Origin of the sequence: Gemmobacter lanyuensis, assembly GCF_014652355.1 — a bacterium.
Taxonomy (GTDB): Bacteria; Pseudomonadota; Alphaproteobacteria; order Rhodobacterales; family Rhodobacteraceae; genus Gemmobacter; species Gemmobacter lanyuensis.
In genome coordinates, this window is the sequence record NZ_BMYQ01000002.1 from 80,002 (window position 1) to 93,283 (window position 13,282).

Consider the following 13,282-nt stretch of genomic DNA (forward strand, 5'->3'; position numbering starts at 1 on the left):
TCTGGGAGGAATTCATGAGATTGCGTAAGACCACCACCGCCATCGCGCTTGCGCTGATGGCCACCGGCGCGGCCCCCGCTTGGGCCGATATGGAAGCCGCCAAGGCCTTCCTCGATGCGGAAATCGGTGATCTTTCGGCGCTGTCGCGCGCCGATCAGGAAGCCGAGATGCAGTGGTTCGTCGATGCCGCCAAACCCTTGGCCGGGATGGAAATCAAGGTCGTCTCGGAAACGATCACCACGCATGAATACGAATCCAAGGTTCTGGCCCCGGCCTTCACCGCGATCACCGGCATCAAGATCACCCATGATCTGATCGGCGAAGGCGACGTGGTGGAAAAGCTCCAGACGCAGATGCAGTCGGGCGAGAACATCTATGACGCCTATATCAACGACTCGGACCTGATCGGGACGCATTGGCGCTACAAGCAGGCGCGCAGCCTGACCAAGTGGATGGAAGGCGACGGCAAGGCCTTTACCAACCCGAACCTCGATCTGGCCGATTTCATCGGCGCCAAGTTCACCACCGCCCCGGACGGCGAGCTGTATCAGCTGCCCGACCAGCAGTTCGCGAACCTCTACTGGTTCCGCTACGACTGGTTCTCGGATCAAAAGACCAAGGACGACTTCAAGGCCAAATATGGCTACGAGCTGGGCGTTCCGCTGAACTGGTCGGCCTATGAGGACATCGCGGAATTCTTCACCGGCCGCGACATGAGCTATCTCGGGGGGCCGGCCTCCGGCGTCTATGGCAACATGGACTACGGCAAGAAGGATCCGTCGCTTGGCTGGCGCTATACCGATGCCTGGATGTCGATGGCCGGCATGGGCGACAAGGGCGAACCCAACGGCCTGCCGGTCGATGAATGGGGCATCCGCGTGGACGAAAACTCGCGTCCCGTCGGCTCTTGCGTGGCGCGCGGTGGTGCGACCAACGACGCGGCGGCGGTTTACGCCGTGACCAAGGCCATCGACTGGCTGCAGAAGTTCACCCCGCCGGAAGCGCAGGGCATGACCTTCGGTGAGGCTGGCCCGGTGCCCGCGCAGGGCAATATCGCCCAGCAGATGTTCTGGTACACCGCCTTCACCGCCGACATGGTCAAACCCGGCACCCCGGTGATGAACGAAGATGGCACGCCGAAATGGCGCATGGCCCCCAGCCCGCACGGCGCCTATTGGCAGGAAGGCACCAAGGTCGGCTATCAGGACGTGGGCTCTTGGACGCTGATGGAATCGACCCCGGTCGATCGCGCGCAGGCCGCCTGGCTTTACGCGCAGTTCGTGACATCGAAGACGGTGGATGTGAAGAAATCGCACATCGGCCTGACCTTCGCGCGGGAATCGACGATCCAGCACCAGTCCTTCACCGATCGTGCGCCGCAACTGGGCGGCCTGGTCGAATTCTACCGCTCGCCCGCCCGCGTGGCTTGGTCGCCGACCGGCACCAATATCCCGGACTATCCGAAGCTGGCGCAGCTGTGGTGGCAGAACATCGGCGATGCCATGTCGGGGTCCAAGACCCCGCAGGAAGCGCTGGATGCCCTCTGCGCCGAGCAGGAAAAGGTGCTGGAACGTCTGGAACGCGCTGGCGTTCAGGGCGACATCGGGCCGAAGATGAACGAAGAGAAAGACCCGCAGGAATGGCTGGATGCCCCCGGCGCCCCTGTGGCCAAACTGGAAAACGAAAAGCCGCAGGGCGAAACCGTTTCCTATGACGAGCTGATCAAATCCTGGCAGTAAGTCGGGTCTGGGGGCAGGGTCACCTGCCCCCTTTTCACCTTGGCCGAACGGCCCCGTGCGGGCCGCTTTGCCAAGTTGAAGGACGGACTGACAGCCATGACCCATATCCTTGCCATCGATCAGGGCACCACTTCATCGCGCGCGATCCTGTTTGATGCGGCGCTGCGGCCCGTGGCCTCGGCGCAAGAGGAATTCCCCCAGATCTTCCCCGCCTCGGGCTGGGTGGAACATGATCCGGCGGATCTGTGGTCCACCGTCGCCGCCGTCACCCGTTCGGCCATCGAACGCGCCGGGATTGATGCCCAGTCGATTGCCGCCATCGGCATCACCAACCAGCGCGAAACGACACTGGTCTGGGACAAGGTCACGGGCCAACCCGTCTATAACGCCATCGTCTGGCAGGATCGCCGCACCGCCGAAGATTGCGCCCGCTTGCGTGCCGAAGGCTTCGAGGAAGAGGTCACCAGCCGCACCGGCCTGCTGCTCGACCCCTATTTCTCGGCCACCAAGCTGCGCTGGATTCTGGAAAATGTCGAAGGCGCCCGCACAAGGGCCGAGGCGGGCGAGCTGCTGTTCGGCACGGTGGACAGCTTCCTGATCTGGAAGCTGACCGGCGGCCGCACCCATGCGACCGACGCCACCAATGCCGCGCGCACCATGCTCTATGACATCCGCAATGGCCGCTGGTCGCGCACCATCTGCGACCGGCTGGGCATCCCCATGCAGATGCTGCCCGAGGTGAAGGATTGCGCCGCCGACTTTGGCATGACGCGCGCCGATCTCTTTGGACGCGAGATCCCGATCCTGGGCGTCGCTGGCGACCAGCAGGCCGCCACCGTGGGGCAGGCCTGTTTCCAGCCCGGCATGATGAAATCGACCTATGGCACCGGCTGCTTCGCCCTGCTCAATACCGGGGACCGCATGGTCCGGTCACAGAACCGCCTGCTCACCACCATCGCCTATCAGATCGACGGCAAGCCCACCTATGCGCTGGAAGGGTCGATCTTCATTGCGGGCGCGGTGGTGCAATGGCTGCGTGACGGGCTGCGGATCATCCGCGAGGCGAAAGAGACCCAGCCGCTGGCCGAAACCGCCGATGCAGGCCAAGGCGTTGTGATCGTTCCGGCCTTCGTGGGCCTGGGCGCGCCCTATTGGAATGCCGAATGTCGCGGGGCGGTCTTTGGCCTGACCCGCGCGTCCGGGCCTGCCGAAATGGCCCGCGCCGCGCTGGAAAGTGTGGGCTATCAGACCCGCGACCTGCTGGAGGCAATGCATGCAGACTGGCAGGCCGACGGCGCCACCCCTACCCTGCGCGTCGATGGCGGCATGACCGCATCAGACTGGGCCATGCAGTTCCTGTCGGACATTCTGGGCGCGGCAGTGGACCGGCCGCAGGTGCTGGAAACCACCGCGCTTGGCGTGGCTTGGCTCGCCGGGTGGCGCGCGGGCGTCTGCCCCGGCCCTGACGAATTCGCGGCGACCTGGGCGCTTGACCGCACCTTCCGCCCCGACATGACCGAAGCCGACCGCGAAGCGCGCTATGGCCGCTGGAAACGCGCCGTGGCCGCAACGATCAGCTTCGGCTGATCGCCCGCCACAGGGTCAGGGAATGACGGCGGTCGCCTCGATCTCCACCTTGGCGCGGTCTTCCACCAGGGCTACGACCTGCACCAGCGCCATGGCCGGATAGGTGCGCCCGATCACCGCCTTGTAGACACGGCCCAGGTCTTTGAGGTTGGCAAGATATTCTTTCTTATCCGTGACATACCAGGTCAGCCGCACCAGATGTTCAGGGCGCGCGCCCGCCTCGGCCAGCACGGCGACGATGGATTTCAACGCCGTCTCGACCTGACCGACAAAGTCATCCGTCTCGAACTCCTGCTGGTCATTCCAGCCGATCAACCCGCCGGTAAAGACCATGCGGCCCGTCGCCGCGATGCCGTTGGAATAGCCCGGCGTGGCCTTCCAGCTTTTGGGGTGCAGAACCTCATGCGTCATCGCGCGTCTCCATGAAAGCGGTCAATCTGTTGCGGATCACCTCGGGCCAGGGGGCCGACCGGCCATCCGGCATGACCCAAACGAGCGTGATCTGCGCCTGCATCCGTGCCTCGGGCCCCACCGCGCCGCGCAGCATCACCGTGGCGCTGGCCCGGCCAATCCGCTCCACCTCCAGCGCAAAGGTCAGCACATCGCCCAACCGCGACGGCGCGTAAAACTCTGCCGCGATCTTCACAGTGGGCACCCCGGCGTGTTCCTCCATATGGATGCGCGCAAAGGGATAGTGCAGCACCTCGGCAAAAAAGTTCTCGATGACGGAATTCGTCATCTCGAAATAGCGGGGGTAAAAGACGATCCCGGCCGGGTCGCAGTGGTTGAATTCGATCTGAATGGGGCGGCGATAGATCATCCCAGCACGCTCCGCGCGATGACCACGCGCTGCACGTCCGACGCACCCTCGTAAATCCGCAGCGCACGGATTTCGCGGTAAAGCCGCTCCACCGCAAAGCCGTGGCGGACGCCATCCCCCCCATGCAGCTGCACGGCGGCATCGATCACGCGCTGCGCGGCCTCGGTCGCGTACAGCTTGGCCATCGCGGCTTCCCGGCTCACTCGCGGGGCGCCCATGTCCTTGGTCCAGGCGGCGCGATAGATCAGAAGGGCGGCGGCGTCGATCTCCAGGGCCATATCCGCCAGATGCCCCTGCACCATCTGGAGGTTCGCCAGCGCCTCGCCCCCTATGCGGCGGCTCTGCACCCGCGCCAGCGCCTCGTCCAGAGCGCGGCGGGCAAAGCCAAGCGCCGCTGCACCGACCGTGGCCCGGAACACATCCAGCACCGACATGGCGATCTTGAACCCCTCGCCTGCCCGGCCGATCAACGCGCTTTCCGGAAGCTCGACCCCCGTCAGGCGCAAATGGGCCAATGGATGCGGTGCCATGACATCGATCCGCTCCACCACCTCAAGGCCGGGGGTATCGGTGGGCATCAGAAAGGCCGAAAGGCCCCGCGCCCCCGGCGCCTCGCCCGTGCGCGCAAAGATGACATAAACATCGGCGATCCCGCCGTTCGAGATATAGGTCTTTTCCCCCGTCAGGCTGTATCCCCCCGGCACCCGCGTTGCGGTGGTGGCGGTATTCGCCACATCAGACCCCGACCCCGGCTCGGTCAGGGCAAAGGCCGCAATCGCGGCCCCGCTGCGCGTCCGCGCCAACCAGTCGCGCTGCGCGGGCGTCCCGAACAGCGACACCGCCCCCATCCCCAAGCCCTGCATGGCAAAGGCGAAATCGGCCAGCCCGTCATGGCGCGCCAGAATCTCGCGGCTCAGACAGAGCGTCCGCACATCCAGCCGCTCGCCCTCGGCCGCGCCCGTGACCTGCAACCAACCCGCCGCGCCCAGATCGGCCACAAGCCCCCGACAGGCTGCATCTGTATCGCCATGGTCCACCGCCAGCCCCGCGCACCAGTCTTCCAGCCGCGCGGCCCAGTCACGATGCCTGGCCTCGAAAAACGGCCAGTCGAGGAAAGTCTTGTCGCCCATGTTTTCACCTTGGTCCAAATATCCCGGGGTCCGGGGCAGAGCCCCGGGACGTCAGTTCCCCTCGAACACCGGTTTTTCCTTCGCGACAAAGGCGTGATAGGCCCGCGCGAAATCCTGCGTCTGCATGCAGATGGCCTGCGCCTGGGCCTCGGCCTCGATCGCCTGTTCCAGCCCCATGTTCCATTCCTGGTTCAGCTGGGTCTTGGTGATGCCATGGGCAAAGACCGGCCCTGCCGCCAGCCGCCGGGCCAGCTTCAGCGCCTCGGTCTCCAGCACCTCGGGCGCATGCAGCGCGTTCCAGAAACCCCAGGCCGCCCCTTCGTGGGCCTCCATCACCCGCCCGGTATAAAGCAGCTCTGCCGCCCGCCCCTGCCCGATGATCCGGGGCAGCATGGCGCAGGCGCCCATGTCGCAGCCCGCCAGACCCACGCGGGTGAAAAGGAAGGCGCATTTCGCCTCGGGCGTCGCCAGCCGCAGGTCCGAGGCCATGGCCACAATCGCCCCCGCCCCCACGCAGACCCCTTCGACCGCCGCGATGATGGGTTTGCCGCAACCGATCATCGCCTTGACCAGATCGCCGGTCATGCGGGTAAAGGCCAGAAGGCCCTTCATGTCCATGCCGACCAGCGGCCCGATGATGTCATGCACATCACCGCCCGAGCAGAAATTCCCGCCGTTCGAGGCGAAGATCACCACATCGACATCGGTCGCATAGACCAGCGCGCGAAAGGTATCGCGCAGCTCGGCATAGCTGTCAAAGCTCAGCGGGTTCTTGCGGTCCGGGCGGTTCAGCCGCACGGTGGCGATCCGGTCCTTGACCTCCCACAGGAAATGCTTGGGCTGTAGCCCGGCGAGTTCGGTCATCCGCTGTCCCTTTCCGTCTCTCGTTTTTCAAGCGCGCGCCGCAGGATGTCGGACAGGCTTTCCAGATCGGCATCGCTCAGCCCCGCGAACAGGGCGTCCACCTCGCGTTCGTGGTCGGCGGCAAGGCCCTCAAACTGGCGCAGTCCTTCATCGGTCAGCGCGACATGGATGGTGCGGCGGTCCGAAACGCTGGGGGTCCGGCGGGCAAGCCCGTCCTTTTCCAGCCGGTCCACCACCGCCGTCGCATTGCCGTTTGACACCAGCAGGGCGCGGCTCAGCTCGGTCATCGTCATCCCATCGCGACGCCGCCACAGCGCCGCCATCACGTCAAAGCGGGGCAGCGTCGTGTCGTGATTCACCCGCAGGAATTCGCGCAGGTGGTTTTCGGCCCGCCGCGTCACGCCCAGAAGGCGGATCCAGGTTTTCAGGCGGCGTTTCGACAGGCTGCTGCGGGTGGCGTCGGGTTTCGCGGGATCGGTCATGTTTCCCCTCCGGCAATGGCGATTGCCTGACCGTTTATCCCCTCTGATCCCGGCGCGCACAGCCAAAGCGCAGCCGCCGTCACCTCAGCCGGCTGGATAAGCCGCTTTTGCGGGTTTGTCGCCTCGAGTGCGGCACGGGCGGCGGCGGCCTCCATCCCGGTCTTGGCCATGATATTGGCGACGGACCGTTCGGTCATTTCGGTATCAAGGAAACCGGGGCACAGCGCATTGACCGTGACCGGCCGCCGCGCGACCTCAAGGGCGAGGCTGCGGGTCATCCCCACCACCCCGTGTTTCGCGGCCGCGTAGGGGGCGACATAGGCATAACCCTTCAGCCCGGCGGTCGAGGCAACGGCGATCAGCCGCCCCCAGCCCGGCATCTGGCGCAGCCCTTCGCGGAAAGTCAGGAAGACCCCCGTCAGGTTCACCGCCAGCATGGCGTTCCACTCCGCCAGCGAGGTTTTGGTCAAGGGCGCGCTTTCGGCCGCGCCCGCATTTGCGATGACGACATCACAAGGGCCAGCTTCGGCAAACAGGGCGGTCACGGCGGCCTCATCGGTGACATCAGCCACTAGGGCGCGGGCGCCGGTGCGGGCGGCAACCTCTTGCAGCGGCGCAAGGCGCCGCCCGGCGATCACCACCTCGGCCCCGGCGGCGGCGAAGCCGCGGGCCAGATCGGCCCCGACCCCGGTTCCCCCCCCGGTGATCAACACCCGTTTGCCTGCCATTGTCATGCGCGGATCGCCTCTTGCTGTTTCTGCGCCAGACGGAACAGCAGATCGCGGCCCCCCTTGTAGGGCGCGGGCCATTCGCTGGCCGTATCACCCTGGGCCACAGCAGCGTGCAGCGTCCAGTAGGGATCGGCCAGATGCGCGCGCGCCAGACAGACCAGATCAGCCCGGCCCGCCATCAGGATGCCGTTCACCTGATCAAAGTCGCTGATATTGCCCACGGTCATGGTGGGAATCCCCGCCTCGTTGCGGATCCTATCGCTGAACGGGGTCTGGAACATCCGGCCATAGATCGGCTTTTCCGCCGGGTCGGTCTGACCCGAGGAGACGTCGATGATATCGGCACCGGCGGCATGGAAGGCGCGCGCGACCTCGACCGCCTCGGCGGGGGTGACGCCGCCGTCGATCCAGTCATGGGCGCTGATCCGCACCGACATGGGCTTGTCCGCAGGCCAGGCCGCGCGCATCGCGGCAAAAACCTCCAGCGGGTAGCGCAGGCGGTTTTCGAGGCTGCCACCATAGGCATCGTCGCGGCGGTTGGTTACCGGGCTGACAAAGCTGCCCAGCAGATAGCCGTGGGCGGCATGCATTTCGATCATGTCGGCCCCGGCGCGGTCGGCCATCTGCACGGCGGCAACGAAATCGGCCTTCACGCGGTCCATATCGGCGCGCGTCATGGCACGGGGGGTCTGGCTGTTGGGCTTGTAGGGCAAGGGGCTGGCGCTGATCAGATCCCAGTTGCCATCGGGCAGGGGGGCGTCGATCCCCCCGTCCCAAGGCACGCAGGTCGATCCCTTGCGCCCGGCATGGCCGATCTGCAGGCAGAGCTTCGCGCTGGTTTCCGCATGGATGAAATCGGCCAGACGTTTCCACGCCGCTTCATGTTCCGGCGCATAAAGGCCGGGGCAGCCGGGGGTGATGCGTCCATCCGCCGACACGCAGGTCATTTCGGTATAGATCAGCGCCGCACCGCCCTTGGCGCGCTCGGCGTAATGGGTGAAATGCCAATCCGTCGGGCAGCCATCCACGGCCTTGTATTGCGCCATGGGCGACATCACGATGCGATTCTTCAGCGTCATGTTCCGCAGGCGGAAGGGCGTGAACATCGGACGGCGGCCCTTTTCGCCCCCTGCCTGTTCGGCGAACCAATCCTCGGCCTCGGCCAGCCAGTCGGGGTCACGCAGGCGCAGGTTTTCATGGCTGATCCGCTGGCTGCGGGTCAGCAGCGAATAGGCGAACTGCATCGGCGGCATATCCAGATAGCGTTCGACCTGTTCGAACCATTCCAGCGAGTTGCGCGCCGCCGATTGCAGGCGCAGCACTTCGACCCGGCGCTCTTCCTGATAGCGGGCGAAGGCGGCCTGCATGTCGGGTTCGCTGTGCAGATATTCAGCCAGCGCAATCGCGCTGTCGAAGGCGAGACGCGACCCCGACCCGATCGAGAAATGCCCCGTCGCCGCAGCATCGCCCATCAGGACGATGTTTTCGTGATACCATTTTTCGCAGATCACCCGCGGGAATTGCATCCAGACCGCCGACCCCCGCAGATGCGCCGCGTTGGACATGAGATCATGCCCCCCCAGATGGCGCTCAAAGATCTTGCGGCAGGTCTCGACCGTTTCCTCCTTCGACATCGCGGCAAAACCCCAGCGGTCCCAAGTCTCGGGCAGGGTTTCGACGATGAAGGTCGCAGTATTGTCGTCGAACTGGTAGACATGAGCCCAGACCCAGCCATGTTCGGTCTTCTCGAAAATGAAGGTGAAGGCATCATCGAATTTCTGATGCGTGCCCAGCCAGACGAACTTGCATAGGCGCGTGTCGATATCGGGCTTGAAGACATCGGCATAATCACGGCGCACGACGCTGTTGATCCCGTCGGAGGCGACGACAAGGTCATAGTCCTTGCGATATTCCTCGGCCGCGCGGAATTCGGTTTCGAACTGCATGTCCACGCCCAGCTCACGCGCGCGGGCCTGCAGCAGGATCAAAAGTTGCTTGCGCCCGATCCCGGCAAAGCCATGCCCGCCCGAAACGATCCGCACCCCGTTGTGGATGGTGGCAATGTCGTCCCAATAGGCGAAATGCGACCGGATCGCATCGGTGCTGACCGGGTCATTCTTCTGCATCCGGCTCAGCGCGTCATCGGACAGCACCACCCCCCAACCGAAGGTGTCATTCGCGCGGTTGCGTTCCAGCACCGTCACCTGATGCGAGGGATCGCGCAGTTTCATCGAAATGGCGAAGTAAAGACCGGCGGGACCACCGCCAAGGCAAAGAATCTTCATGGCCGTTCCTCTATGACGCCGTATGCGCCGTTGAGGGAAGATTTGCATCGGGTCCAAACAATTTCAAGCTTAAAGTTTTAGACTTGAAGTTTTTCCGGGATCGGCCATGATGCCCCCAAGAAAGATATTCCCGAAATCCGCGCGCGGCGCGAGGCGGAATGTCGCGGCACGCGGGTTTGGGGCGGAGGGGTCGATGATCATCGGTGTGGTCGGTCTGGGGATGATGGGGCTTGGCATCGCGCAGGTCTATGCGCAGGCCGGGCATGAGGTGCGTGTGACCGACGCCCTGCCCGCCGCGCGCGAAAGCGCTCTGTCCCGGCTGGCTGCGGCGCTGGACCCCCGCGTGGCGAAGGGCGCGATGACCGCGGCCGACCGCGATGCCCTGCTCGCGCGGGTGCAGGTGGTGGAGGATCTGGCAGGGCTTGCCCCCGCCGATCTGGTGATCGAGGCGGTGGTCGAAAAGATCGACGTGAAACAGGCGCTGCTGGCCGAATTGGAAACCGTTCTGGCGCCGGAGGCGGTGCTGGCGACCAATACGTCCTCGCTGTCGGTCGGGGCCATCGCGCGGGGGCTGACCCGGCCCAATCGCCTGCTGGGGCTGCATTTCTTCAACCCCGCCCCGGTGATGAAGCTGGTCGAACTGATCGGCCATGACGGCACAGACCTTTCGGCGCTGACCCGCGCGCGGGATCTGACCGAGGCAGCCGGGAAGACGGTGATCGCCTGTCTCGACAGCCCCGGCTTCATCGTCAACCGCTGCGCCCGGCCGTTTTACGGTGAGGCGCTGGCCCTGTTGGAGGAAGGCCATGACCCTGCCGCCATTGACGCGGCAATGCAGGCGGCAGGCTATCGGCTGGGGCCGTTCGGGCTGATTGATCTGGTTGGCGCGGATATCAATCTGGCCGCCACCGAAAGCCTTGCGGCCGCGATGGGGGGCCATCCGCGCTATCACGTCTTTGCCGCGCTGCGGGATCAGGTCGCCTCGGGCGCGCTGGGGCGCAAGGCCGGGCGCGGCTTCGTGACGCCCCCCACCCCGGTTGCGCCGCCGCCCGAGGCCGCGCAGATCGTGGAACGGATCGAGGCGGCCCTGATCAATGAGGCCGCCTGGCTGGTGTCGGAAGGTGGCGTCTCGCGGCGGGGGGTCGATACGGCGCTGAAGCTTGGCCTCAATTTCCCGCGCGGCCCGTTCGAAATGCTGGAACGGGACGGCCCCGCCACACTGCGCGCAAGGCTGGCGGCGCTGGCCGCAGCCGCACCCGCGCATCTGCAGGGGCGCTATGCCCCCGCGCCCGGATTGGAGGCGATGTGATGACCGAGGTTTTCCTGTGTTCCCCGCGCCGCACCGCCATCGGGCGGCACGGCGGCGCGCTGGCGATGATGCGCCCCGACGATATGGCGGCGTATGTGATTGACGGCTTGCTGGACCTGCACCCCGATCTGATCCCGGATGAGGTGATCCTCGGCTGCGCCAATCAGGCGGGCGAGGATAACCGCAATGTCGCGCGCATGGCGGTGCTGCTGTCGCGTCTGCCGGACAGCGTGCCGGGGCTGACGGTGAACCGGCTCTGCGCCTCGGGGCTGGATGCGGTGATCGCGGGCGCGCGGGCGGTGCGTGATGGCGCCGATCTGGTGATTGCGGGCGGGGTGGAAAGCATGTCGCGCGCGCCCTTCGTGATGGGCAAGGCCGAAACCGCCTTTTCCCGTCAGGCGGAAATCCATGACACCACCATCGGCTGGCGCTTCGTGAATGACCGGATCGCCCGCGCCTATGGCTGTGAATCGATGCCCGAAACCGCCGAGAATGTGGCAGCCGCCCATGGCATTTCCCGCGCCGATCAGGATGCCTATGCCCTGTGGTCGCAACAGCGCTATGACGCCGATTGGCATGCGCCCGATATCCTGCCGGTAACGCTACAGGGCCGCAAGGGCGCGACGGTGGTGGACCGCGACGAACACCCGCGCCCGACGACGGCGGAAAAGCTGGCCACCCTGCCCACACCTTTCCGCGTGGGCGGGACGGTGACGGCGGGCAATGCCTCGGGCGTGAATGACGGTGCGGCAGCGCTGATCCTCGCCTCGGCCGCCGGGGTGGCACGTCATGGCCTGCAGCCGCTGGCGCGGATTGGGGCGGCGGCCTCGGCCGGGGTGGCGCCGGGTCTGATGGGCATCGGCCCGGTCGCTGCAGTGGAACGGCTGGTGGCACGGGGCGCCCGCCCCCCCGCCGAACAGGACATCATCGAGCTGAATGAGGCCTTCGCGGCGCAAGTTCTGGCCTGCACGCGCAACTGGGGGCTGGCGGATGACGACCCGCGCGTGAACGCCAAGGGTGGTGGCATCAGCATGGGTCACCCGCTGGGCATGTCAGGCGCGCGGATCGCGGGGGCGGCGGCGCGGCGGCTTGCGGAAAGCGGCGGCGCCTCGGCGCTGGTCACGCTCTGCGTGGGTGTGGGCCAAGGCGTCGCGTTGGAGCTTTTGCGCCCCTGATCACCCGCCCTGCGCCGCGCGCAGCGTATCGCGCGGGCTAAGCCCATAGCGCGCGCGGTAGAGTTCGGAAAAGCGGCCGAAATGGGTGAAGCCCCAGCGCAGCGCCACCTGCGTGACGGTGACACCCGGCGCCGCAGTCAGCAGATCGGCATGGGCGCGCGCAAGACGCACCTCGCGCCAGAAACCCAGCGGCGTGGTGCCGCGATGCTGGCGGAAGGCCAGCTGCAAGCCGCGCGGCGAAATGCCCGCAGCCTCGGCCACGTCCTCCAGCGTGATGGGCTGGTCAAGATGCGCCTCGATATAGGATTCCGCCAGACGCAGATGCCGGGGCCGCGGGGCCGCCCGCCGCCGCCCCAGCGCGGCCATATGGTCATGCGCCGCCGCATCCAGCAGCCCCGACAGGACGGTCTTCTCGATCTGCCCCGCCATCAGCCCCGCCGCAGGGGCGGCAACAGGTGATTGCCCGGCATCCGCCTCGGCAACCAGCCACAGCACCAGCCGCCGCAGCGCCGCCCCCGGCCCGGCGGTCAGGTCCAGGGGCCCATCAAAGGTCAGTGGCCGGTCGGACGGCCCGCCCAGATGCGCGGCCAGATGCGCCTGCATGGCGGCACGGCTGATCTGCACCAGAATCTGCCGCGTGCCTTCCTCCCACTCCATCACCGTGGGCAGATGCGGGTTCAGGATCGCCGCGCGGTCCGGGGTGGACAGATAGCCCTGCGCGCCATTGCGGATCGAGGCGCCCCCGGCCAGCGGGATTTGCAGCAGGTAAAAGGCGCCCAGCTCCCCCGGCATGATCCGCGTGCGCGCGCCGTATTCGATATAGTTCAGCGACAGCCCCTGCCCCGCCAGATGGTGATGCCGCGCGGCAAAGGCCCCCCCGCCCGAGGTATCAAGCCGGTGGGGGCAGAACACCTCGGCCACGCGCGCCCGTGCCTCATCCAGATCCGAGGATCGGAACAGCACATGCCCCTGAAGGGGAAGCGGCGTCAGCGATGCGGTCATGCCGGGTTTCCTGAAGATCAGGCCCCAAGGCTAGCACGGCCTGCGGCAATCCGACCCACGCCCCCGCCGATTTTTTCGTTTTTCGGATAGGAGCTGCGCCGCGCGGATAGCTGGTTTCGCAGGCTCAGTCACAATTCCTTCAAATTCAAAGCAAAAAC

At 66.1% G+C, this 13,282-nt stretch carries 12 protein-coding genes; 4 read left to right on the plus strand and 8 right to left on the minus strand.

Translation table 11 applies throughout. From position 1 onward, the window contains the following. Window positions 1-14: 14 nt before the first annotated feature. Together IE101_RS05460 and glpK are read left to right on the plus strand one after the other, a co-directional pair. Window positions 15-1,739: an ABC transporter substrate-binding protein gene (locus IE101_RS05460; RefSeq protein ID WP_189632810.1), complete on the plus strand. Its 1,725-nt coding sequence runs from the start codon at window positions 15-17 to the stop codon at window positions 1,737-1,739. Window positions 1,740-1,835: 96 nt separating this feature from the next. After that, a complete protein-coding gene (gene glpK / locus IE101_RS05465; protein WP_189632811.1) occupies window positions 1,836-3,326 on the plus strand; it encodes a glycerol kinase GlpK in 1,491 nt (496 codons plus the stop codon). A gap of 15 nt (window positions 3,327-3,341) precedes the next feature. Here glpK and IE101_RS05470 read toward each other — a convergent pair whose 3' ends face one another. From IE101_RS05470 to IE101_RS05500, 7 genes are read right to left on the minus strand one after another with little or no spacing between them, the layout of a single operon-like run. Then, window positions 3,342-3,737 carry a RidA family protein gene (locus IE101_RS05470; protein ID WP_189632812.1) on the minus strand — a complete coding sequence of 132 codons (396 nt, stop codon included), beginning with the start codon at window positions 3,735-3,737 and terminating at the stop codon, window positions 3,342-3,344. Continuing rightward, a complete protein-coding gene (locus IE101_RS05475) occupies window positions 3,727-4,146 on the minus strand; it encodes an acyl-CoA thioesterase (RefSeq protein WP_189632813.1) in 420 nt (139 codons plus the stop codon). Before IE101_RS05475 ends, IE101_RS05470 begins: the two co-directional genes overlap by 11 nt. Further along, on the minus strand, window positions 4,143-5,276 hold the full coding sequence (locus IE101_RS05480) for an acyl-CoA dehydrogenase family protein (RefSeq protein ID WP_189632814.1): 1,134 nt from the start codon (window positions 5,274-5,276) through the stop codon (window positions 4,143-4,145). The genes IE101_RS05475 and IE101_RS05480 overlap by 4 nt, the downstream gene beginning before the upstream one ends. A 51-nt stretch (window positions 5,277-5,327) precedes the next feature. Further along, window positions 5,328-6,140 carry an enoyl-CoA hydratase family protein gene (locus tag IE101_RS05485; protein WP_189632815.1) on the minus strand — a complete coding sequence of 271 codons (813 nt, stop codon included), beginning with the start codon at window positions 6,138-6,140 and terminating at the stop codon, window positions 5,328-5,330. After that, the gene (locus IE101_RS05490; RefSeq protein ID WP_189632816.1) at window positions 6,137-6,622 is read right to left on the minus strand and encodes a MarR family winged helix-turn-helix transcriptional regulator; all 486 of its coding nucleotides are present in this window, start codon (window positions 6,620-6,622) and stop codon (window positions 6,137-6,139) included. The genes IE101_RS05485 and IE101_RS05490 overlap by 4 nt, the downstream gene beginning before the upstream one ends. Further along, the gene (locus tag IE101_RS05495) at window positions 6,619-7,356 is read right to left on the minus strand and encodes an SDR family NAD(P)-dependent oxidoreductase (protein WP_189632817.1); all 738 of its coding nucleotides are present in this window, start codon (window positions 7,354-7,356) and stop codon (window positions 6,619-6,621) included. The genes IE101_RS05490 and IE101_RS05495 overlap by 4 nt, the downstream gene beginning before the upstream one ends. Then, entirely contained in the window at window positions 7,353-9,638 is a 2,286-nt protein-coding gene (locus tag IE101_RS05500; RefSeq protein ID WP_189632818.1) for a bifunctional salicylyl-CoA 5-hydroxylase/oxidoreductase, read from the minus strand. Before IE101_RS05500 ends, IE101_RS05495 begins: the two co-directional genes overlap by 4 nt. A 193-nt stretch (window positions 9,639-9,831) precedes the next feature. On the opposite strand from IE101_RS05500, the gene IE101_RS05505 reads away from it, so the two are divergent. Further along, a complete protein-coding gene (locus IE101_RS05505; RefSeq protein ID WP_189632819.1) occupies window positions 9,832-10,947 on the plus strand; it encodes a 3-hydroxyacyl-CoA dehydrogenase in 1,116 nt (371 codons plus the stop codon). Next, the gene (locus IE101_RS05510) at window positions 10,947-12,122 is read left to right on the plus strand and encodes an acetyl-CoA C-acyltransferase (RefSeq protein WP_189632820.1); all 1,176 of its coding nucleotides are present in this window, start codon (window positions 10,947-10,949) and stop codon (window positions 12,120-12,122) included. The genes IE101_RS05505 and IE101_RS05510 overlap by 1 nt, the downstream gene beginning before the upstream one ends. Here the strand turns inward: IE101_RS05510 and IE101_RS05515 are convergent, their stop codons facing one another. Then, window positions 12,123-13,124: an AraC family transcriptional regulator gene (locus IE101_RS05515; RefSeq protein ID WP_189632821.1), complete on the minus strand. Its 1,002-nt coding sequence runs from the start codon at window positions 13,122-13,124 to the stop codon at window positions 12,123-12,125. It lies immediately after the preceding gene. Window positions 13,125-13,282: the final 158 nt, after the last annotated feature.

Coding starts and splice junctions, on each gene's coding strand:
- IE101_RS05475 (WP_189632813.1), bottom strand. CDS start 4,146: ATGATCTATCGCCGCCCCATTCAGATCGAATTCAACCACTGCGACCCG.
- IE101_RS05460 (WP_189632810.1), top strand. CDS start 15: ATGAGATTGCGTAAGACCACCACCGCCATCGCGCTTGCGCTGATGGCC.
- IE101_RS05515 (WP_189632821.1), bottom strand. CDS start 13,124: ATGACCGCATCGCTGACGCCGCTTCCCCTTCAGGGGCATGTGCTGTTC.
- glpK (WP_189632811.1), top strand. CDS start 1,836: ATGACCCATATCCTTGCCATCGATCAGGGCACCACTTCATCGCGCGCG.
- IE101_RS05485 (WP_189632815.1), bottom strand. CDS start 6,140: ATGACCGAACTCGCCGGGCTACAGCCCAAGCATTTCCTGTGGGAGGTC.
- IE101_RS05495 (WP_189632817.1), bottom strand. CDS start 7,356: ATGACAATGGCAGGCAAACGGGTGTTGATCACCGGGGGGGGAACCGGG.
- IE101_RS05505 (WP_189632819.1), top strand. CDS start 9,832: ATGATCATCGGTGTGGTCGGTCTGGGGATGATGGGGCTTGGCATCGCG.
- IE101_RS05490 (WP_189632816.1), bottom strand. CDS start 6,622: ATGACCGATCCCGCGAAACCCGACGCCACCCGCAGCAGCCTGTCGAAA.
- IE101_RS05480 (WP_189632814.1), bottom strand. CDS start 5,276: ATGGGCGACAAGACTTTCCTCGACTGGCCGTTTTTCGAGGCCAGGCAT.
- IE101_RS05510 (WP_189632820.1), top strand. CDS start 10,947: ATGACCGAGGTTTTCCTGTGTTCCCCGCGCCGCACCGCCATCGGGCGG.
- IE101_RS05470 (WP_189632812.1), bottom strand. CDS start 3,737: ATGACGCATGAGGTTCTGCACCCCAAAAGCTGGAAGGCCACGCCGGGC.
- IE101_RS05500 (WP_189632818.1), bottom strand. CDS start 9,638: ATGAAGATTCTTTGCCTTGGCGGTGGTCCCGCCGGTCTTTACTTCGCC.